The organism is Ornithinimicrobium pekingense DSM 21552 (genome assembly GCF_000421185.1).
GTDB lineage: Bacteria > Actinomycetota > Actinomycetes > Actinomycetales > Dermatophilaceae > Ornithinicoccus > Ornithinicoccus pekingensis.
In genome coordinates this window covers 72,279-91,084 of the sequence record NZ_ATWJ01000011.1, presented here as the reverse complement: position 1 = coordinate 91,084, position 18,806 = coordinate 72,279, and the positions used below count along the sequence as shown (strand labels likewise).

Genomic DNA, 18,806 nt, shown 5'->3' with positions numbered 1-18,806 from the left:
CGACGAGAGGATCGTTCACGGCGCTCACCCTACGCGGGCACGGCGCGCTGGAGGACACTGTCGGTGTGAGCACGCCACTGGCACCGCTGCCGGGGCAGACCGACGCGCTGCTGCCCGGATCGATCGAGAACCACCTGGTCACGGACGTGCCGGTCTGCACACCGGACACCACCGTCGCCGACCTCACCCGCTCCCTCGTGGGCGGGTCGTTCGCCTCCGCCGCCGACGTCGCGGTGTGCGAGGTGACGCCCGGCGGTGACCGGCGTCTGGTCGGGCTGGTGCCGCTCGCCACGGTGCTGGCGGCCGCGCCCGGCGCGCGGGTCGCGGAGGTCATGGACCCCGACCCGCCGGTCGTCGCGCCGGGCCTGAGCCAGGAGCGGGGAGCCTGGAAGGCGGCGCGGCACGGGGAGTCCAGCCTGGCGGTCGTCGACGCCGACGGCCGGTTCCGGGGACTGGTGCCGCCCTCCCGTCTGCTGACGGTCCTGCTCGCCGAGCACGACGAGGACCTGGCCCGCCTCGGCGGCTTCCTCAGCTCCACCGCGTCGGCCCGCCACGCCATGGACGAGCCGCTCCTGGCCCGGCTCTGGCACCGCCTGCCCTGGCTGCTGGTGGGCCTGCTGGGGTCGGCGGTCGCGGCCGTCCTGGTCCGGGGCTTCGAGGCCGACCTCGAGGCCGACGTGCGGCTGGCCTCCTTCATCCCCGGGATCGTCTACATGGCCGACGCGGTGGGGACGCAGACCGAGGCGCTGGTCATCCGCGGGCTGTCGGTGGGCGTGCCCGTCCGCCGCGTGGTCCGGCTGGAGGCGCTGACGGGCGTCGTCGTCGGGCTGTCGCTGGCCGCCGTCGCGCTGCCGGTGGTCGGGCTGGTCATGGGCTCCTGGCCGCTGGCCCTGACGGTGGCGCTGTCGCTGCTGGCGGCCTGCACCGTGGCCTCGGTCGTGGCGATGACCCTGCCGTGGGCGATGTCGGCGGCCGGGCGCGACCCGGCGTTCGGCTCCGGACCGCTGGCGACCGTCCTGCAGGACCTGCTCTCCCTGGTGATCTACTTCGCGGTCGCCGCCGCCGTCATGATGTGACGCCGCGGCACGACCTCATACCCGCACGGCTCAGAGCACCCCGTCGAGGTAGTCCAGCACCGAGGTGCGCACCGGCATGAGGTAGACGTGCTGGCCCTGCTCCCCGGCCGTGTCGATCGCCCGCCGGGCGTAGTCGCGCTGCCAGGCCAGCGACAGGTCGAAGTCGCGCGGGAAGGCGACGAGGTTGCGCCGGCGCCAGTAGCCGACCGAGGCGGGCGTGGTCACCGTCGTCGCGCCCCACCACACCTCGATGTCGGTGGGCAGCAGCCGGGCCCACGTCGACATGTAGGCGGTGTCGAAGAACGGCTGGGTGAAGACGCCGACCGCACCTGCCGACAGCTTGCGCTCGAGGTAGCGCATCTCGGCCGCGATGCCGTTGCGGTAGGGGTCGAGCCCGGCGTAGACGCGGACCTCGGGCAGCTCGGCACGGAAGCGGCGGATGACGTCGACCGCGTCGACGGGGTAGGTGTGGTGGGTGAAGTAGTCGGCGTCGTCGCCGGAGACGACCAGCACCTCCTGCACCCCGTGCTCGCGCACGGCGTCGACCATGGGCAGCGGGGCGTCCGGGTCCACGTCGGCGGCGCGCACGTGCGGGATCGCCGGGTATGCGGTGCCGCCGGGCCGGACCTGCGCGCTCGCCGAGCGCACGACGCCGCACGCGTCCCAGCTGCGCAGGTCGAACTTGAGCAGGTCGGGCACGTTGATCGTCGTCACCCACGGCAGCTTGGCCGCGATGTCGTTGATCTCGCCGGTGAGGGACTCGGCGCTGCGCGGCACGAGCTCGACGGAGATGCGGGTCTGGGAGGAGGTCATCGAGGGCCAGTCTGTCAATCTTCGGCACATGTCGGGAAATCGCCGCCGGAGCCGACGGTTCTGCGGCCGACACGCGTGAGCGAGTGTCCGACCTGCGGCGTCACGCCATACACGTGCGGTCCCGGACGCAGGACGCCCCCGCCGACGCGGGGTCGGCGGGGGCGTGCGCTGGTGCTCCGGGTGCTGCAGGACCCGGCCCGGGTCAGCGGGCGGCGGGCAGCTCGGGCAGCACGTCGGGGTTGGCCTCGAGCCAGGCCTCGACGGCCTCGGCCTCGTTGCCCTCGCCGTACTCGTTGACGACCATGTCCTCCAGCGAGCCGTACTGCTCGTCGGTCAGCTTGACCTGGCCGATCCACTCGGCGGCCTCGGGGAACTCCTCGGCGAAGCCCTCGGTGCCCAGGAAGTGCAGGGCCTCCGGGTCGCCCATGGCGCCCTCGGGGTCCTCCAGGTCCTTCATCGGGAACTCGCTGTAGGCCCAGAACGGGCGCCACAGGGTCACCACGATGTCCTCCTCGTCCTCCACCGCGCTCTGCAGCTCGCTGAGCATGGCGGCGGTGGAGGAGGTGACCAGCTCCCAGTCCTCCAGGCCGTAGGCCGGCATCATGCTGTCCTGGGTCACACCGGTCAGGCCGGCGCCGGGCTCGATGCCGACGATGCGGTCGCCGAAGCGGTCGGCGTTGTCGGCCAGCTCGGCCATCGAGTCGATGTCGACGTACTCCGGCACCGCGATGGTCAGCACCGCGTTGTCGTAGTAGGCGCCCAGGTCCTCGATCCGGTCGCCGTACTCCTCCATGTAGTCGGCGTGGGTCACCTCGGGCCAGGCGGAGGGGTAGACGTCGACGTCGCCGTTGGCCAGGCCGGTGTACAGCGGCGCCGCCTCGGTCAGCGTCTCCATCTCGACCTCGTAGCCGATCTGCTCCAGCTGGTTCTCCAGCAGGTAGGCCATCGACAGCCCGTCGGTCCACGAGGGCAGGAAGCCCATGGTGATGGTGCCGGAGGCGCCGGCCTCCGAGCCCTCGCCCTCCTCGGACGGGGTCTCCTCGCCGCCTCCGTCGCCGCACGCGGCGAGCACGAGCCCGGCGGTGGCCAGGCTGGCGGCGAGGGCGGTGGTGCGGGAGCGGCCGGGGCGGTGCAGGGTGGTCCTCATCGAAGGGGTCCTCTCGGTCGGTTTCACGGATGGGTCAGGGGGTATGGGGTGGTCCGGCTCAGACGCCGGCGCGGGCGTCCTGGGGCGCCTCGGAACGGTCCGTGCCGCCGGCGTCGGCGGTGGTGGTGCCGCCCGGCTGGGGCCCGGGGGCGGTGCCGCGTCGGGCCCGGGCCAGGGACAGCAGCGAGCCGCGGTGCCGGCCGGGGTCGCCCAGCGCGGCCGTGACGCGGTCGAGGAAGATCGCCAGGATGACCACGCCGATGCCGGCCTCGACGCCCATCGGCGTGTTGAGGCGGGCGATGGACTCCACGACGAGCTTGCCCAGGCCGTCGGCGCCGGTGAAGCCGGCGATGACCGCCATCGACAGGGCCAGCATGATGACCTGGTTGACGCCGGCCAGGATCGTCGGCACGGCCAGCGGCAGCTGGATCCCGCGCAGGATCTGCCACGAGGAGGCTCCGAAGGCCTGCCCGGCCTCGACCGTCTCGCGGTCGACCTGGCGGATGCCGAGCTCGGTCAGCCGCACGCCGGGGGGCAGGGCGAAGATGATCGTGGCGAAGATGCCGGGGACCAGGCCGATGGAGAAGAAGGTCACGGCCGGGATCAGGTAGACGAAGCCGGGCATCGTCTGCATGAAGTCGAGCACCGGCCGGACGACGGCGCTGACCGTGTCGTTGCGCGCGGCCAGCACGCCCAGCGGGATCGCCACGGCCACGGCCACGACCGTCGCGACGATGACCAGCGCCAGCGTCTGCATCGCAGGCAGCCAGATGTCCATGGAGATGATCAGGGCGAAGCCCAGGGCCGTGCCGACGGCCAGGCGCCACGAGGCCACCAGCCAGGCGACGAGTGCGAAGACGGCCACCATTACCAGCGCCGGGGGCCACATCAGCGCGTCGATGAGGCCCTCGACGACGGCCGTCATCACGTCGCGGAAGAGCTGCAGCAGGATGCTGAGGTTGTCGTCGATCCAGTCGAAGGCGCCGTCGACCCAGGTGCCGATCGGGACACGGGGCAGCAGGCTGTCGTCGGTCGTGCTCACGGGGCCACCACCTCGGCGTCGTCGGTCAGGGGTTCGGGGGAGTCGGGTATGCCGTCCGCCAGGACGGTCTCGACCGGCTCGTGGGACAGGGCGGCCAGCAGGGTGACCTGCGGGATGAGACCGGCGAGCCGTCCGGCGTCGTCGACCACGAGCAGCGGGCTCTCGCGACGGGCGGCGTCGGCGAGCAGGTCCGCCAGCGGCGTGTCCAGCCCGACCGTGCTGGCGCTGCGCTCGGTGAGGGGAAGGCGGTCGCTGCCCTCGCGCACGGCGGCGGCGATCTCCCCGGGCAGCACGACCCCGACGGGGGTGCGGTCGCGCCGGACCACCGCGAGGGCGTCCAGCTGGTGCTCGCGGATGAGGCGGTGGGCCTGGCGCGGGCCCTGCTCGGCACCGATCACCATCGCCGGCGGCTCCATCACGGCGCCGGCCGTGAGCACCTTGGCCCGGTCGACGTCCTGGACGAACTGGGCCACGTAGTCGTTCTTGGGGTCGTTGAGGATCTGCTCGGCGGTGCCGATCTGCTCGATCCGGCCGTCGCGCATCATCGCCACCCGGTCACCCATCCGCATCGCCTCGTTGAGGTCGTGGGTGATGAAGACGATGGTCTTGTCGAGCCGCTGCTGCAGCTCGACCAGCTGGTCCTGCATCTCGCGGCGGATGAGCGGGTCGAGCGCGCTGAACGCCTCGTCCATGAGCATGATGTCGGTCTCGGCGGCGAGCGCCCGGGCGAGGCCGACGCGCTGCTGCATCCCTCCGGAGAGCTCCGAGGGCATCGAGCCGCCCCACCCGTCGAGGCCGACCATGCCCAGCGCGCGTGCCGCCCGGGCCTCGCGGTCCGCCTTGTTCAGGCCCTGGACCTTCAGCGCGTAGGCCGCGTTCTCGCCGACGGTGCGGTGGGGCAGGAGGGCGAAGTGCTGGAAGACCATGGAGACCTTCTCGCGCCGCACCCGCCGCAGCGCCTCGCCCTTGAGGTGGGCGAGGTTCTCGCCGTCGATGACGACGTCGCCGGCCGTGGCCGGGTGCAGGCCGTTGATCATCCGGATCAGCGTCGACTTGCCGGAGCCGGAGAGCCCCATGACGACGAAGATCTCGCCGGCCCGCACCTCGAAGGAGGCGTCGATGACGGCCGGGGTCAGGCCCTGGGCGCGCAGCTCGTCGCGGCCGGCGCCGCGGTGGAGGGCCTCGACCCCGCGCTGGGGTCGGCGGCCGAAGATCTTGTACAGATGCTCAGCAGCAAGTACGGGCACAGGGATATCCCTCGGTCGTCGGTCACGGGTCTTGCGCGGTCGCACCGCAGGCGCACGGAGACGGGCGTGCCGCCAAGAAGGGCAGGCCGGAGCCCGCCGCAGAGGCGTTGAGAGGCGGAGGAACCGTTTATCAACGCTAGGCCAGAATCGCCGCAGGAATCCAATCCAGGCATAGATCGTTATTCCGCCGTGATCGCTTTGTTGTGCGATCGTGATGCATTCGTGGAATTCAGCGCAGCAGGGGGCCGAGCCAGCGCTCCGCCTCCGCCACCGTCCAGCCCTTCCGGGCGGCGTAGTCCGCCACCTGGTCGGCGTCGATCCGCCCGACCGCGAAGTAGGTGGAGTCGGGATGGCCCAGGATGAGCCCGGAGACCGAGGAGTTGGGCCGCATCGCCCCGTGCTCGGTCAGCGTCATGCCGGCCGTCCGCCCGGTGTCGAGCAGCCGCCACAGGGTCTGCTTCTCGGTGTGGTCCGGCTGCGCCGGGTAGCCGGGGGCGGGGCGGATCCCGTCGTAGCGCTCGCGGACCAGGTCCGCCACCGGCAGGTCCTCCTCCGGCGCGTAGCCCCACAGCCGGCGCCGGACCTCGCGGTGGGTCCACTCGGCGAAGGCCTCGGCGAGCCGGTCGGCGAGGACCTGGACCATGATCGCGCCGTAGTCGTCGTGCTCCTCGTCGCGCAGCCGGGCCGCGAGCTCCTCGGCCCCGTGGACGGAGACCGCGAAGGCGCCGACGTGGTCGCCCTCCGGTGCGACGAAGTCGGCGATCGAGGCGTAGCCACCCTGGGGCCGCAGCCGCTGCTGCCGCAGCCCGTGCAGCACGACCGGCTCGCCGTCCTCGCCCACCGGGCCCTCCAGGACGATGTCGTCGCCGTTGGGGTGGCGGTGCGCCGGCCAGAGCCCCACCACGCCCCGCGGCCGCAGCGTGCCGTCGGCCAGCAGCCGGCGCAGCCAGCGCTGCCCGTCCTCGAAGGTGGCCCGGGCCTGCTCCCCGACCTTGGGGTCCTCGAGGATCCGGGGGTAGGAGCCGCGCAGCTCCCAGGCGGTGAAGAACGGGGTCCAGTCGATGATCCCGACCAGCTCCTCGACCGGGGGCTCGAGGACCTGCGTGCCGAGCAGCGAGGGCGTCACCGGCACCGGGGCCTGGACCGCACGGGAGCGTGAGCGGGCCTCCTCGAGGGGCACGAGCTTCACGTCCTTGCTCGCGTGGCGCTCGCGCAGCTCGCCGTACTCGCCCGCGAGCCGGTCGCGCAGCTTGTCCTCGTAGCCGATCGCGTCCGCGGCCACGCCCACCGCGCGGGAGGCGTCGGTGACGTGCACGACGGTGCCCTCGTAGGCCGGGTCGATCTTGACCGCGGTGTGCGCCGCCGAGGTGGTGGCGCCGCCGACGAGCAGCGGCGTCGTCAGGCCGCGGCGCTGCATCTCCGTGGCCAGCGAGACCATCTCGTCCAGGCTCGGGGTGATCAGGCCCGAGACACCGATGAGGTCGGCGCCCAGCTCCTCGGCCGTGGCGAGGATCTTCTCCGCCGGCACCATCACGCCCAGGTCGTGCACCTCGTACCCGTTGCAGCCGAGGACCACGCCGACGATGTTCTTGCCGATGTCGTGCACGTCGCCCTTGACCGTGGCCATGACGATCCGGCCCTTGCGCGAGCCGCTGCCGTCGGCCGCCTTGGCCGCCTCCAGGTAGGGGGTGAGGTGGGCGACCGCCTTCTTCATCACCCGGGCCGACTTGACCACCTGGGGCAGGAACATCTTGCCCGCGCCGAAGAGGTCGCCGACCACGTCCATGCCGGCCATGAGCGGGCCCTCGATGACCTGCAGCGCCGAGCCCAGCTCGTGGTAGGCCTCCTCGGCGTCCTCGACGACGTGGCTGTCGATGCCCTGCACCAGCGCGTGCCGCAGCCGCTCGGCGACGGGTGCCTCGCGCCACGCCAGCGCCCTGGCGGCCCGCTCGCCCGCCGCGCCCGAGGACTCGTCGGACTGCTCGGCCTTGATCCGCTCGGCCAGCGTGATGAGCCGCTCGGTGGCGTCCTCGCGGCGCGCCAGGACCACGTCCTCGACGGCCTCGCGCAGCTCGGGCTCGATGTCCTCGTAGACGCCGAGCATCCCGGCGTTGACGATGCCCATGTCGAGGCCCGCACGGATGGCGTGCAGGAGGAAGACCGTGTGCATGGCCTCACGCACGACGTTGTTGCCGCGGAAGCTGAAGGAGACGTTGGAGACCCCGCCGGAGACGAGGGCCCCGGGCAGGTTCTCCTTGATCCAGCGGGTGGCCTCGATGAAGTCCAGCGCGTAGCGGTCGTGCTCGGACATGCCGGTCGCCACGGTCAGGATGTTGGGGTCGAAGATGATGTCGTGCGCCGGAAAGGGGTCCGGCAGCGCCTCCGACGCGGTCGTCAGCAGCCGGTAGGCGCGCTCGCACACCGCGACCCGGCGCTCGTAGGTGTCGGCCTGGCCCTGCTCGTCGAAGGCCATGACCACCACCGCGGCGCCGTAGCGCCGCACCACGGCCGCACGGCGCAGGAACTCGGCCTCGCCGTCCTTGAGCGAGATGCTGTTGACCACGCCCTTGCCCTGCACGCACCGCAGCCCCGCCTCCAGCACCTCCCAGCGCGAGGAGTCGATCATCACCGGCACCCGCGCCACGTCGGGCTCGCCGGCGAGCAGGTTGAGGAAGTGGGTCATCGTCGCCGGGCCGTCCAGCATCCCCTCGTCGACGTTGACGTCCACCAGCTGCGCCCCGGCCTCGACCTGCTGCCGGGCGATGGCCACCGCCGCGTCCCAGTCGCCCTCGCGCACGGCCCGGGCGAACTTCGGCGAGCCGGTGATGTTGGTGCGCTCGCCGACGTTGACGAAGTTGACGTCCGGGGAGAGCGTGAAGGCCTCCAGGCCGCTCGTGCGCAGGTATGGCGTGAGCTGCGCCGGGGTGCGGGGCGCGGCGCCGGCCACTGCGTCCGCGATGGCGCGGATGTGGTCGGGCGTGGTGCCGCAGCAGCCGCCGACGACGTTGAGCAGCCCCTCGGCGGCCATCGAGCCGAGGACCTCGGCCATCTCCTCGGGGGTGTCGTCGTAGCCGCCGAAGGCGTTGGGCAGGCCGGCGTTGGGGTGCACCGACGTCAGCGCGGTCGACGCCGCGCCGAGCTCGCGCAGGTGGGGGCGCATCGCCTCGGCGCCGAGGGCGCAGTTGAGCCCGACGGAGAAGAGGTCGACGTGCTCGGTGGAGACGGCGAAGGCCTCAGGGGTCTGTCCCGACAGCGTCCGGCCGGAGGCGTCGGTGATGGTGCCCGAGAGCATGACCGGCACGGGGGCCGGCCGGTCGGAGCCGTCGGCACCGGAGGCACCGGAGCCCGCCCGGGCGGCCTGCACGTCGCCGATCGCGTGCAGCGCGGCCTTGGCGTTGAGGGTGTCGAAGACCGTCTCGACCAGCAGCAGGTCGACCCCGCCCTCGAGCAGCGCCGCGACCTGTTCCGCATACGCCTCGCGCAGCTGCTCGTAGGTGACGCTGCGGTGCTCGGGGCGCTCGACGTCGGGGGAGAGGGAGGCGGTGCGGTTGGTCGGTCCGACCGACCCGGCGACCCAGCGGGGGCGACCGGTGGCGGCCGCGACCTCGTCGGCCACCTGCCGGGCGACGCGGGCGGCGGCGACGTTGATGTCGTGCACGAGCCCCTGCGTGCCGTAGTCGGCCTGCGCGATCGCGGTGGCGCTGAAGGTGTTGGTGGTCAGGATGTCGGCGCCCGCCTCGAGGTAGGCGCGGTGCACCGACGCCAGCACGTCGGGCCGCGTCAGCCCCAGCAGGTCGAAGTTGCCCCGCAGCGCGGTGTCCGCGTGGGCCGCCCACGCAGGCCCCTCCCCGTGGAAGTCCTCCTCGACGAGCTCCACCTGCTGAAGCATCGACCCGTATCCGCCGTCCAGGACGAGGATTCTTTCGTCAGCCACGGCACGGAGGGGGTGCCGGGTGGCGGATGCTTCGGTCGAGGGGTGGTGGGGCTGCACTCCCACACTGTAGGTGCCGTGACGTCAGGGGCCGAATCCCCGGGGGGCAGGGCTCAGCTGCCCGCACCCTCCTCGACCCGGTTGTCCGGTCCCGGCGCCTCGGGCAGCTCGCTGGCCCGGACCAGCCGCAGCGCGGTGACGAAGACGAGCCCGCCGAGCAGGTTGAGCGGGGTGACGTACCAGAACCAGGCGAGCCACTCCCCGTAGGTCACCGACCCCTCGGCGTGGATCGCGCCGAAGATGATGATCGAGTCCAGGACGGAGTGGAACAGGCTCAGGCCGGCCAGGAGGAAGCCCGCCGCGAAGGCCGCCACCACCTTGACGCCGTCGGAGTCGGTGCCCTGCTGCATCCGGGTCAGGACCGTGATGACGATGCCGCCGAGCAGCGAGAGCGTCACCGCCCGCAGGTCCAGCGGGGAGTCGACGAAGTGCCGCGCACTCTCGGTCAGCACCTCGCCGAACTCGGGGAAGGCCTTGGCCACCAGCCACATGAACACCCACCCGCCGGCCAGGTTCGTCAGCAGCGTGACCCCCCACAGCCGCAGCAGCTGCAGCAGCGTGCCGCGTCCGGCGAAGAGCGCCATGATCGGCAGGAGGAAGCCCTCCGTGAACAGCTCGCTGTGCGCCAGGTAGAGCGCGGCCAGCCCGATGCCGAAGGCTAGGCCGGCCAGCAGGTGGTCACCCGTCTGGTGCAGGACCGCGAGGTAGGCCATGATGCCGAGGCCGACCTCGAGCCCGCCGAAGAAGCCGGTGGTCAGCAGCGCCCGCCACCCGCGGTGCAGCCGCTCGGCGCCCTTGTCGACCGTGCCCTGGAAGGACTCGACCACCTCCTCCTCGGCGCGGGCCGCGGCCGGGTCGACCTGTCCCTCCTGGTCCTGGGCCACCACGTCGTCGGTCTGTCGCCGACCCGTCGAGTCGTCCATGGCCGCTCCTTGTCTGGACGCCCGCCGGTGGGCGTCGCGTCCGGTCGGTGCTGCATTTGCCAGACCCCCGGGTCGATGGGTCAGGGTGGAGGTGACCGAGACGCCCGTGCCCCTGCGACGGGGCGGCGTCGAGGCCGGCACCCGCTGCCGGTCCACTCGAGAAGAGTAGGAGACCACGCATGCTGACCGTCACCGAGAACGCCCAGGCCGTCGTCAAGGGCCTGACCTCCGAGCAGGGCATGCCCGAGACCGCGGGGCTGCGCCTCTCGCTCGCCCCCGACCAGTCCCAGCTGCAGGTGGCCATCGTGCCGCAGCCGGAGCCGACCGACCAGGCCGTCGGCGACACCGAGGCGCCGGTCTACCTCGCCGAGGACACCGTCCCGACCCTGCAGGACCAGACGCTGGACGCCGCGCAGACCCCCGAGGGCATCGGCTTCACGCTGCAGCCGCAGCAGCCCGCCGGGCCCAGCGCCTGAGCGGAGCTCCCTCAACGCTGCGAGTGCCCCGGTTCCCGCGACCCTGGACTGTCCAGGCCGCGGGAACCGGGGCACTCGCGCGTCCGGGCCGCGACGTCCGGACGACGGGCCCGCGCACGTCAGGACGGTGCGAACCGGGTGGCGGCACGAGGGAACCCTGAGACACTGGTCCGGCCATGACGAACCCTGACGCGACCGAGCGCCGCCCCCTGACCGCCACCTACCGGATGCAGCTGCACGCCGGCTTCACCTGCGACGACGCCCTGGCGGTGCTGCCCTACGTCGAGGCGCTCGGCGTCAGCCACGTCTACCTCTCCCCGGTGCTGGCCGCCGCCCCCGGCTCCGAGCACGGCTACGACGTCCTGGACCACACCCGGGTCAACCCCGAGCTCGGCGGGCGCGAGGCCCTGGAGCGCCTCGCCTCCGCGGCGCACGCGCGTGGCATGGGTGTGGTCGTCGACATCGTCCCCAACCACATGGCGCTGACGGCGCAGACCTGGCGCAACGCCCCGCTGTGGGAGGTGCTCGCCCAGGGCCGGCACGCGGCCCGGGCGCACTGGTTCGACGTCGACTGGGACCACCTCGGCGGACGTTTCGGGCTGCCGGTCCTCGGCCGGCCGCTGGAGGAGGTCCTCGCCGCCGGCGAGATCACCGTCGGCACCGGCCGCGACGACGAGGGACCGGCCGCGGGCCGGCCGGTCGCCCGCTACTTCGAGCACGTGCTGCCGCTGGCCCCCGGCACCGAGCGGCTCGCCGACACCCTGCCCGCCCTGCTGGAGGCCCAGCACTGGCAGCTCGCGCACTGGCTCGACTCCGCCGAGGTGCTCAACTACCGGCGCTTCTTCGAGGTCGACCAGCTGATCGGCGTCCGCGTCGAGGAGCCCGACGTCTTCGAGGCCACCCACGCCGAGCTGCTCGACCTGCACCACCAGGGCGTCGTCGACGGTTTCCGCATCGACCACCCCGACGGCCTGGCCGACCCGGCCGGCTACCTGGCCATGCTCCACGACCGGCTCCGGCCCGACGCCCCCGTCTGGGTGGAGAAGATCCTCGAGGGGCCCGAGCGCCTGCCGTCGTCCTGGCGGTGCGAGGGGACCACCGGGTATGACGCGGCCGCGGCGGTCACCGGAGCCCTCGTCGACCCCACCACGGCGGAGGCGGTCACCACCGCCTGGTTCGCCACCGGCGGTGAGCCGGACCTGGAGGTGGAGGTGGAGCGGTGCAAGCGGCAGGCGGTCGAGGCCCTGCTGCAGCCGGAGGTGGGCCGGCTGGTCCGCCGCGCGCGGGAGGCCCTCCCGCAGCTCGACGAGCACCGGCTGCGGGCCGCCCTGTCCGAGCTGCTGGTCGACGTGCACGTCTACCGCGCCTACGTGCGCCCCGGCGACGTCGGCGGCGCGGCCCGCGACGACTCGCTGGAGCGCCCGCTGCTCGAGGCGCTGGAGCGGGCCCGGGCCACCCGTCCCGACCTCGACGCCGAGCTGGTCGCCCTCGGGGAGGTGCTGCTGCGCCCCGACTCCGCGGCGGCTGACCCCGGCGCGGCCTCCGACCTGTGCGTCCGGTTCCAGCAGACCACCGGTCCGGTGATGGCCAAGGGCATCGAGGACACCGCCTTCTACCGGTGGCACCGGCTCGTCGCGCTCAACGAGGTCGGCGCCGACCCCTCGGTCGGCGAGCGGCCCGAGGAGGCGGTCGCGGCGCTGCACACCTGGGCCCGGCACCAGGCCGAGCACTGGCCGCGCGGCATGACCACGCTGTCGACCCACGACACCAAGCGCAGCGAGGACGTGCGGGCCCGCATCCTGGCCGTCGCGGGCGACGCCGACGCGTGGCGCGAGCTGTCGGCCGCGGGCGCGGCCGCCGCCCAGCGCCACGGGGTCGACGCCCCCACCGCCCACCTGGTGTGGCAGACGCTCGTGGGAGCCGGACGGGTCGCGACCGACCGGCTGCACGACTACCTCGTCAAGGCCGTGCGCGAGGCCAAGCTGCACAGCACGTGGGTCGAGCCCGACGCGGCCTACGAGGCGCGCGTGCTGGCGCTGGCCGACGAGATGGTCAGCGAGGGCGAGGTCAGCGACGCGATAGGCGCGGCCGTCCGCGACAACGAGCTGACGATCCGCACCCTGACCCTGGCGCAGAAGGTCATCCAGCTCACGCTGCCCGGCGTGCCCGACACCTACCAGGGCTCGGGTCTGGTCGACCTCAGCCTGGTCGACCCCGACAACCGGCGGCCCGTCGACTACGACCAACGGCTCGCGCGGCTGCAGCGGCTCGACGCCACCGGCCGGCCGCGGGACCTGTCCGACGAGGTGCTGTGGACGACCTCGCGCGTGCTGCGGCTGCGCAGCTGGCTGCCGCAGGCCTACGGTCCCGGGGCCGCCTACGAGCCGATCGCCGCGGAGCCGTCGCCGCACGTCCTGGGCTTCCTGCGCGGGGGCGTCGCCGCCACCCTGACCATCCGCGCGCCCCGTGCCCTCGGCGCGGCCGGCGGCCTGGGCGGCACGCGCGTCCTGCTGCCGCCGGACCACTGGCGCGACGCGCTGACCGGTGCCGACCACCACGTGGGCGAGGAGGGCGTGCTCGCCGTCGACGTCTTCGCGACGGCGCCCGCCGCCGTGCTCGTCCGCGCCCGCGACCTCGAGGAGGGACCCCGTTGACCGACGCCGACACCACCGCCCCCGAAGGCAGCCGCACCTACCGCCTCTGGGCACCGGACGCCTCCTCCGCCGAGCTGCGCCTCGGCGCGGACGGGGCCAGCCGGGTGCCGATGGAGCCGGCCGAGGACGGCTGGTGGCAGGTCTCGGCGCAGCCCGGTGACGGGCGCTACTCCTTCTGCGTCGACGGTGGCTCGGCGATCCCCGACCCGCGCTCGCTGCGCCAGCCCGACGGTGTCCACGGGCCCAGCGCGCTCGTCGACACCGCCGCCTTCCCCTGGACCGACCAGGGGTGGCAGGGCGTGCCGCTCCAGGGCGCCTCGGTCTACGAGCTGCACGTCGGCACCTTCACCCCCGAGGGCACCTTCGACGGTGTCGTCGAGCACCTCGACCACCTCGTCGACCTGGGGGTCTCGGTGATCGAGCTCATGCCGGTCGCCGCCTTCCCGGGGCGGCACGGCTGGGGCTACGACGGCGTCTGCCTGTATGCCGTGCACGAGCCCTACGGCGGCCCAAAGGGCCTGGCCCGGCTCGTGGACGCCGCCCACGCGCGGGGCCTGGCGGTCTGGCTCGACGTCGTCTACAACCACCTCGGGCCGGTCGGCAACTACCTGTCGCAGTCAGGCCCCTACTTCACCGACCGCCACCACACGCCCTGGGGCGAGGCGGTCAACCTCGACGGACCGGGCAGCGACGGGGTCCGCGCCTTCGTCCTCGACAACGTGCGCCTGTGGCTGGAGGACTACCACCTGGACGGGCTGCGCCTGGACGCCGTCCACGCGCTGCACGACGAGCGCGCGACCCACCTGCTCGAGGAGCTGGCGGTCCTCGCCGACGAGATCAGCGAGCGCACCGGCATACCCCGCACGCTCGTCGCCGAGTCCGACCGCAACGACCCGGCCACCGTGGCGCCGCGCTCGCCCGGGGGAGCCGGTGGCACCGGCCTGCACGGGCAGTGGGCCGACGATGTCCACCACGCCCTGCACGCCGCGCTGACCGGGGAGTCGCAGGCCTACTACGGCGACTTCGCCCGCGACCCCGACTCGCTGCCCAAGGTGCTCTCGCGCAGCCCGTTCTTCCACGACGGCACCTTCTCCACCTTCCGCGGCCGGACCCACGGCCGGCCCGTCGAGCCGCAGGTCACGCCGGGGTGGAGGTTCGTGGCCTCGCTGCAGACGCACGACCAGATCGGCAACCGTGCCGCCGGCGACCGGATCGGGCACGCCATACCCCCGGGGCGGCACGCGATCGGCGCCGCGCTGCTGCTCACCTCCCCCTACACGCCGATGCTCTTCATGGGCGAGGAGTACGCCGCCTCCACCCCGTGGCAGTACTTCACCGACCACGCCGAGGACTGGCTGGCCCAGGCGATCCGCGAGGGGCGCGAGCGCGAGTTCTCCGAGCACGGCTGGGCCGGCGACGTGCCCGACCCGCAGGACCGCGGCACGGTCACCGCCTCGACGCTCGACTGGGAGGAGCTCGGACGCGAGCCGCACGCGCGGATGCTCGACTGGTACCGCACCCTGCTGCGCCTGCGCCGTGAGCTGCCCGGCCTGCGCGAGACCCCGCTCGGGCAGGGCGAGGTATGCCGTGAGCCCGCGGGCGACGGGTCCGCCGAGCTGCTCACCGTGCGGCGCGGCGAGGTCACCGTCCTGGCCGTGCTGGGTGAGGGGCGTGCCGAGCGGGAGGTTCCGGGGCAGGTGCTGGCCGCCTTCGGCGACGTCGAGGAGCACGCGGGACGCCTGGTCCTGGGCGGCGACTCGGTCGCCGTCGTCGGGGAGCCGTCGTGACCGGTGCGGAGGAGCGGCGCCCCTTCCACCGCCCGGCCTACCGGCCCTCGGAGGCCCTGGAGAACGCCGCGGGCGGCGTCGACCCGCTCGAGGCGGTGGAGGCGGCCCACCGGACCGCCGAGCTCGTCGTGGGCCGCGGTCGCGACACCGACGACCCCCAGCTGACCGCCCGCCTCGTCGGGCTCGTGCAGGAGGTCGGCCTGGCGACCGTGGCCGAGATGTGGTCCGACCGGCCCGCCCGCACCCTGCCCGGGGCGCTGTGGCGGCTCTACCTGCTGCACGAGTGGGTGCAGCGCCGGCCCGAGGAGGTCGGCCGGCTCTACGCCGGGGCCGCCGGGCACGCCGAGGTCTACCGCGCGATCGCCGGCGTGGCCGAGCCCCCCGACCCCGAGGGCTTGGGACGCCTCACCCAGGAGATCCTCACCGGGGTGTTCACCGGGGACCTGGCGGTGGCGCTCGAGCGTGCCTCGGCCTTCTGCCACGTCATGGCGGTCGGGCTGGCCGAGCCCGGGGCGCAGGACATCCCCGCCGAGCAGGCGCAGCGCGGCGCCCGGATGCGCGACACCGCCGACGACCTCACGGCCTGCGCCCGGCTGTGGCGCAAGGGCGACCTGCACTAGCGGCCCCGCGGTGCACGACCCACGCACGTGAGTGGGTCGTGCACAGGTGCGGCCGCGGACCGCGTGCCTGCGCCACGCACGTGAGTGGGTCGTGCACAGGTGCGTGTGAACCGCTTCACATCGACAGGTCGTGGGGAACAATGGTCCCGAGGTCCTCGTTGGACCTCATCGCGTGCCGGGCCGCGGCAGCCCCGGGCTCCAACATTCGCCGCTACGAGCGGCCTCGCGCCGAGAGGCGCTCCCGGCCCGGCACGCAACTTCCCCCGTCACGGACACGTCCGTGCGGGGGTCGCTCCTTTCTGGGGCGCGTCGCTGTCGCGGCCGGGCGCCCGCCACGTCGTGGTCAGGAGGCGGCGGGACGGTGCCGCTCGACCGCGACCACCCGGGCCTCGTCACCGGCTCCGGTCATCGTGCACGCCAGGACCTCGCCCTTGTCCAGCGGGACGTCGGCCAGGCGCCTGAGCAGCCGGCGCGACCCCGCCGGGAGGTCCCGGCCTGCCCGGCCGTGCAGGGCCGCGACCATCGGGGGCAGGACCGGGCCGTGCGTGCACAGCGCGGCGGGCTCGGCGGCCTCCAGCACCGCGGCGAGGTGCTTTCCGGCCTTGCCCGGGGACGCCTCGAAGCCCTCCTCGGACAGCCCCTTCTTGGTCACCAGCTCCAGCTGCTGGGCGCGCGTGTAGGGCTCGACGGTGTCGACGCAGCGCACGGCCGGACTGGTCAGGACGCGGCGCGGGGCGTAGGCCTGCAGGATCGGCACCAGGTGCCGGACGCGGCGCCGGCCGGCGTCGCTCAGCGGCCGGGCGGGGTCGGTGCGGCCCCAGGCGCCGCGCGGCACCGCGTGGGCGTGCCGCACGACCAGCAACGGCCAGGTCGCCAGCAGGCCCCCGTCATGGTGGGCGAGCACGGCCTCCAGCTGCTCGCGGTCGCGGTCGTAGGTGAGGCGCCGCGCAGCCAGGGTGGGGGAGAGCCAGGCGACCTCGTCGACCTCGTGCTCCAGGGCCCCGTCACCACCGACGACCTCACCGGCCCAGTAGCGCACGTGCTTGGTCTGGCCGTTGACCAGCGGGTAGCACGACTCGGGCAGCGGGCGGCCGAGGCGGACCCGCAGGCCCGTCTCCTCCAGCGTCTCGCGGGCCGCGGCGGCCGCCCAGTCCTCGCCCCGGTCGAGCTTGCCCTTGGGCCAGGACCAGTCGTCGTACTTGGGCCGGTGCACGAGCGCGACCTGGAGCACCCCGTCCCGGACCCGGTAGGGCAGGACGCCGGAGGCCCTCACGACGCGCGGGGGCGGGCTCACGACCCGGCGGCCCCGGCGGCATACATGACGTCGACCGCGGAGCGCTCGAAACCGATCCGGCCGTAGGTGGCGATCGCGGCGGCGTTGTCCCCGTCGACGTAGAGCGTGGCCGTCTCGACCCCCACGTTGCGCAGGTGCTGCAGGCCCAGGAGCGTGATCGCGCGCCCGAGGCCGCGGCCCTGGTAGTCGGGGTCCACACCGACGACGTAGACCTCACCCGTGACCGTCCCGCCGGGCTGGGCCCCCTCGACCTTGGTCCAGTGGAAGGCGGCCAGGCGGGCGAAGCCGTCGGGGTCCACGTCCTCGCGGTCCTCGATGACGATGAACCCGTGCGGGTCGAACCACGGCTCCTGCTGCCGCTCGCGCAGGTCGGTCATCGTCATCCGGCCCTGCTCGGCGTGGGCGGCGAAGGCGCGTGCGTTGACCGCCAGCCACGCCTCCTCGTCCTGGCCGACGCGGAAGGTGCGCACGCCGAAGCCGTCAGGGACCTCGACGTGGTCGGGCAGCTCGGCCCACTCGCCCACGAGCGGGCGGCTCATCTGCCACAGCTCGCGCACGACCGTGAGCCGGCGCGAGGTGTAGAGGCGGCGTGCGTCCTGCAGGTCGCCGTGCGACCAGAGCCGCACGCCCGGCCACCGCTGCAGCACGTGGTCCAGCAGCATCCCCCCGATGCCCCGGCGGCGGTGCTCGGGGTCGACCACGAGCTCCCCGGAGGGGGCGTCGGGGTCGGCCTCGTCCACGTGGCCGTACGCCAGGACCCGGGCGTCGGGCTCGCCGGGCCGGTCGAGCACGACGAGGTGGGTGGAGGTGGGGACGCTGTCCTCCCCGGGCAGGCGCCGAGCCTGCAGCACGGTCTGCTCGGACAGCGGGCGGACGCCGTCGTGCTGCGCCGCGCGGACGGCGAGCGCGAGGATGTCGCCGGACAGTCGTGGCGGAAGGGTGGGCAGCTCCTCGACGGTGGGGCTCTGGCCAGGCATGGGGGTCAGTGTGGCACGACGGTCAGGCGTCACCGGTGCGCGGCCCGCTGAAGCGGTAACCCACCCCGCGGATCGTCCCGATCAGCGACTCCCGCTCCGGCCCGAGCTTGGCCCGCAGCCGCCGGACGTGGACGTCGACGGTCCGCGTGCCCCCGTAGTAGTCCATCCCCCACACCTCCTGGAGCAGCGTGTCGCGGGTGACGACCCGTCCGGGACGCTGCACGAGGTAGCGCAGCAGCTCGAACTCCTTGAAGGTCAGGTCCAGCGGCACCCCGCCGGCGCGGACCGACCAGCTGGCCTCGTCCACGACCACGTCGGCCACCCGGATCACCTCCGGGGCCGCCTCGGTGGCCGGGCGGGCGGCGCGCCCGCCGGCGGTCGTGGCGGCGCCGGGGCCGCGGGCGAGCAGCAGGCGCACCCGGGCCGACATCTCCGCCGGGCCGGCCGAGCACAGCACCAGGTCATCCATCGGCCACTGCCGGTCGACCACGGAGAGCCCGTCCACGTCGACGACCAGCAGCACCGGGCACGACACGCGCACCGCGGCGAGCGAGCGCAGGGTCCCGCGCGCGGCCACGAGGTCGGAGACGGCGTCGACGACGAGGAGGTCGGGCTCGGCGCCGGTCGCCAGCGGTCCGACGTCCATCGGGCGGACGCTGACGTGGTGGGGGAGCAGGGCCAGCCCGGGCGCGACCTCGGGCACCGCGGCGTCGACCGGGGCGCGTGAGGTGAGCAGGACCAGGTCGGCCACCGCCACAG

General features: G+C 73.8%; 14 protein-coding genes. 5 read left to right on the top strand and 9 right to left on the bottom strand.

Annotation, left to right across the window (positions count from 1 at the left end; genetic code table 11):
* Positions 1 to 65 precede the first annotated feature (65 nt).
* On the top strand, positions 66 to 1,076 hold the full coding sequence (locus K330_RS0111660; protein WP_022922000.1) for a magnesium transporter: 1,011 nt from the start codon (positions 66 to 68) through the stop codon (positions 1,074 to 1,076).
* A 30-nt stretch (positions 1,077 to 1,106) separates the two neighbouring features.
* Here K330_RS0111660 and K330_RS0111655 read toward each other — a convergent pair whose 3' ends face one another.
* From K330_RS0111655 to K330_RS0111630, 6 genes are all read right to left on the bottom strand, one after another.
* Positions 1,107 to 1,889, bottom strand: coding sequence for a methylenetetrahydrofolate reductase (locus K330_RS0111655; RefSeq protein WP_022921999.1), 783 nt, complete (start codon positions 1,887 to 1,889; stop codon positions 1,107 to 1,109).
* A 202-nt stretch (positions 1,890 to 2,091) separates the two neighbouring features.
* On the bottom strand, positions 2,092 to 3,036 hold the full coding sequence (locus tag K330_RS0111650; RefSeq protein WP_022921998.1) for a glycine betaine ABC transporter substrate-binding protein: 945 nt from the start codon (positions 3,034 to 3,036) through the stop codon (positions 2,092 to 2,094).
* A gap of 58 nt (positions 3,037 to 3,094) precedes the next feature.
* Positions 3,095 to 4,078 carry an ABC transporter permease gene (locus K330_RS20890; RefSeq protein ID WP_022921997.1) on the bottom strand — a complete coding sequence of 328 codons (984 nt, stop codon included), beginning with the start codon at positions 4,076 to 4,078 and terminating at the stop codon, positions 3,095 to 3,097.
* Entirely contained in the window at positions 4,075 to 5,325 is a 1,251-nt protein-coding gene (locus K330_RS20885) for a quaternary amine ABC transporter ATP-binding protein (protein ID WP_022921996.1), read from the bottom strand. Before K330_RS20885 ends, K330_RS20890 begins: the two co-directional genes overlap by 4 nt.
* A gap of 229 nt (positions 5,326 to 5,554) precedes the next feature.
* A complete protein-coding gene (gene metH, locus K330_RS0111635; RefSeq protein WP_022921995.1) occupies positions 5,555 to 9,316 on the bottom strand; it encodes a methionine synthase in 3,762 nt (1,253 codons plus the stop codon).
* Positions 9,317 to 9,369: 53 nt separating this feature from the next.
* Positions 9,370 to 10,239 carry a formate/nitrite transporter family protein gene (locus tag K330_RS0111630; RefSeq protein ID WP_022921994.1) on the bottom strand — a complete coding sequence of 290 codons (870 nt, stop codon included), beginning with the start codon at positions 10,237 to 10,239 and terminating at the stop codon, positions 9,370 to 9,372.
* A 179-nt stretch (positions 10,240 to 10,418) separates the two neighbouring features.
* Between K330_RS0111630 and K330_RS0111625 the strand changes: the two genes are divergently transcribed.
* From K330_RS0111625 to K330_RS0111610, 4 genes are all read left to right on the top strand, one after another.
* Positions 10,419 to 10,715 (top strand): adhesin, encoded by a 297-nt coding sequence (locus tag K330_RS0111625; protein WP_022921993.1) that lies wholly within the window; start codon positions 10,419 to 10,421, stop codon positions 10,713 to 10,715.
* A gap of 176 nt (positions 10,716 to 10,891) precedes the next feature.
* Complete coding sequence (gene treY / locus K330_RS0111620) at positions 10,892 to 13,369, top strand: malto-oligosyltrehalose synthase (protein WP_022921992.1); 2,478 nt, start codon at positions 10,892 to 10,894, stop codon at positions 13,367 to 13,369.
* A complete protein-coding gene (gene treZ, locus K330_RS20880) occupies positions 13,366 to 15,156 on the top strand; it encodes a malto-oligosyltrehalose trehalohydrolase (protein WP_022921991.1) in 1,791 nt (596 codons plus the stop codon). Before treY ends, treZ begins: the two co-directional genes overlap by 4 nt.
* Positions 15,153 to 15,776 carry a hypothetical protein gene (locus K330_RS0111610; protein ID WP_022921990.1) on the top strand — a complete coding sequence of 208 codons (624 nt, stop codon included), beginning with the start codon at positions 15,153 to 15,155 and terminating at the stop codon, positions 15,774 to 15,776. Before treZ ends, K330_RS0111610 begins: the two co-directional genes overlap by 4 nt.
* A gap of 343 nt (positions 15,777 to 16,119) precedes the next feature.
* Here the strand turns inward: K330_RS0111610 and K330_RS0111600 are convergent, their stop codons facing one another.
* Genes K330_RS0111600 through K330_RS24330 form a run of 3 tightly spaced genes read right to left on the bottom strand, consistent with a single transcriptional unit; the run spans position 16,120 to position 18,798 of the window.
* Complete coding sequence (locus K330_RS0111600; protein WP_022921988.1) at positions 16,120 to 17,070, bottom strand: NUDIX hydrolase; 951 nt, start codon at positions 17,068 to 17,070, stop codon at positions 16,120 to 16,122.
* Complete coding sequence (gene mshD, locus K330_RS0111595; RefSeq protein ID WP_084617460.1) at positions 17,067 to 18,047, bottom strand: mycothiol synthase; 981 nt, start codon at positions 18,045 to 18,047, stop codon at positions 17,067 to 17,069. Before mshD ends, K330_RS0111600 begins: the two co-directional genes overlap by 4 nt.
* 22 nt (positions 18,048 to 18,069) lie before the next feature.
* A complete protein-coding gene (locus tag K330_RS24330) occupies positions 18,070 to 18,798 on the bottom strand; it encodes a winged helix-turn-helix transcriptional regulator (RefSeq protein ID WP_029202590.1) in 729 nt (242 codons plus the stop codon).
* Positions 18,799 to 18,806 lie beyond the last annotated feature (8 nt).

What these genes read in the sequence shown, in the direction of transcription:
- K330_RS0111655 (WP_022921999.1), bottom strand. Translation starts at nt 1,889, where the DNA reads ATGACCTCCTCCCAGACCCGCATCTCCGTCGAGCTCGTGCCGCGCAGC.
- treY (WP_022921992.1), top strand. Translation starts at nt 10,892, where the DNA reads ATGACGAACCCTGACGCGACCGAGCGCCGCCCCCTGACCGCCACCTAC.
- K330_RS0111630 (WP_022921994.1), bottom strand. Translation starts at nt 10,239, where the DNA reads ATGGACGACTCGACGGGTCGGCGACAGACCGACGACGTGGTGGCCCAG.
- K330_RS0111650 (WP_022921998.1), bottom strand. Translation starts at nt 3,036, where the DNA reads ATGAGGACCACCCTGCACCGCCCCGGCCGCTCCCGCACCACCGCCCTC.
- K330_RS0111625 (WP_022921993.1), top strand. Translation starts at nt 10,419, where the DNA reads ATGCTGACCGTCACCGAGAACGCCCAGGCCGTCGTCAAGGGCCTGACC.
- mshD (WP_084617460.1), bottom strand. Translation starts at nt 18,047, where the DNA reads ATGCCTGGCCAGAGCCCCACCGTCGAGGAGCTGCCCACCCTTCCGCCA.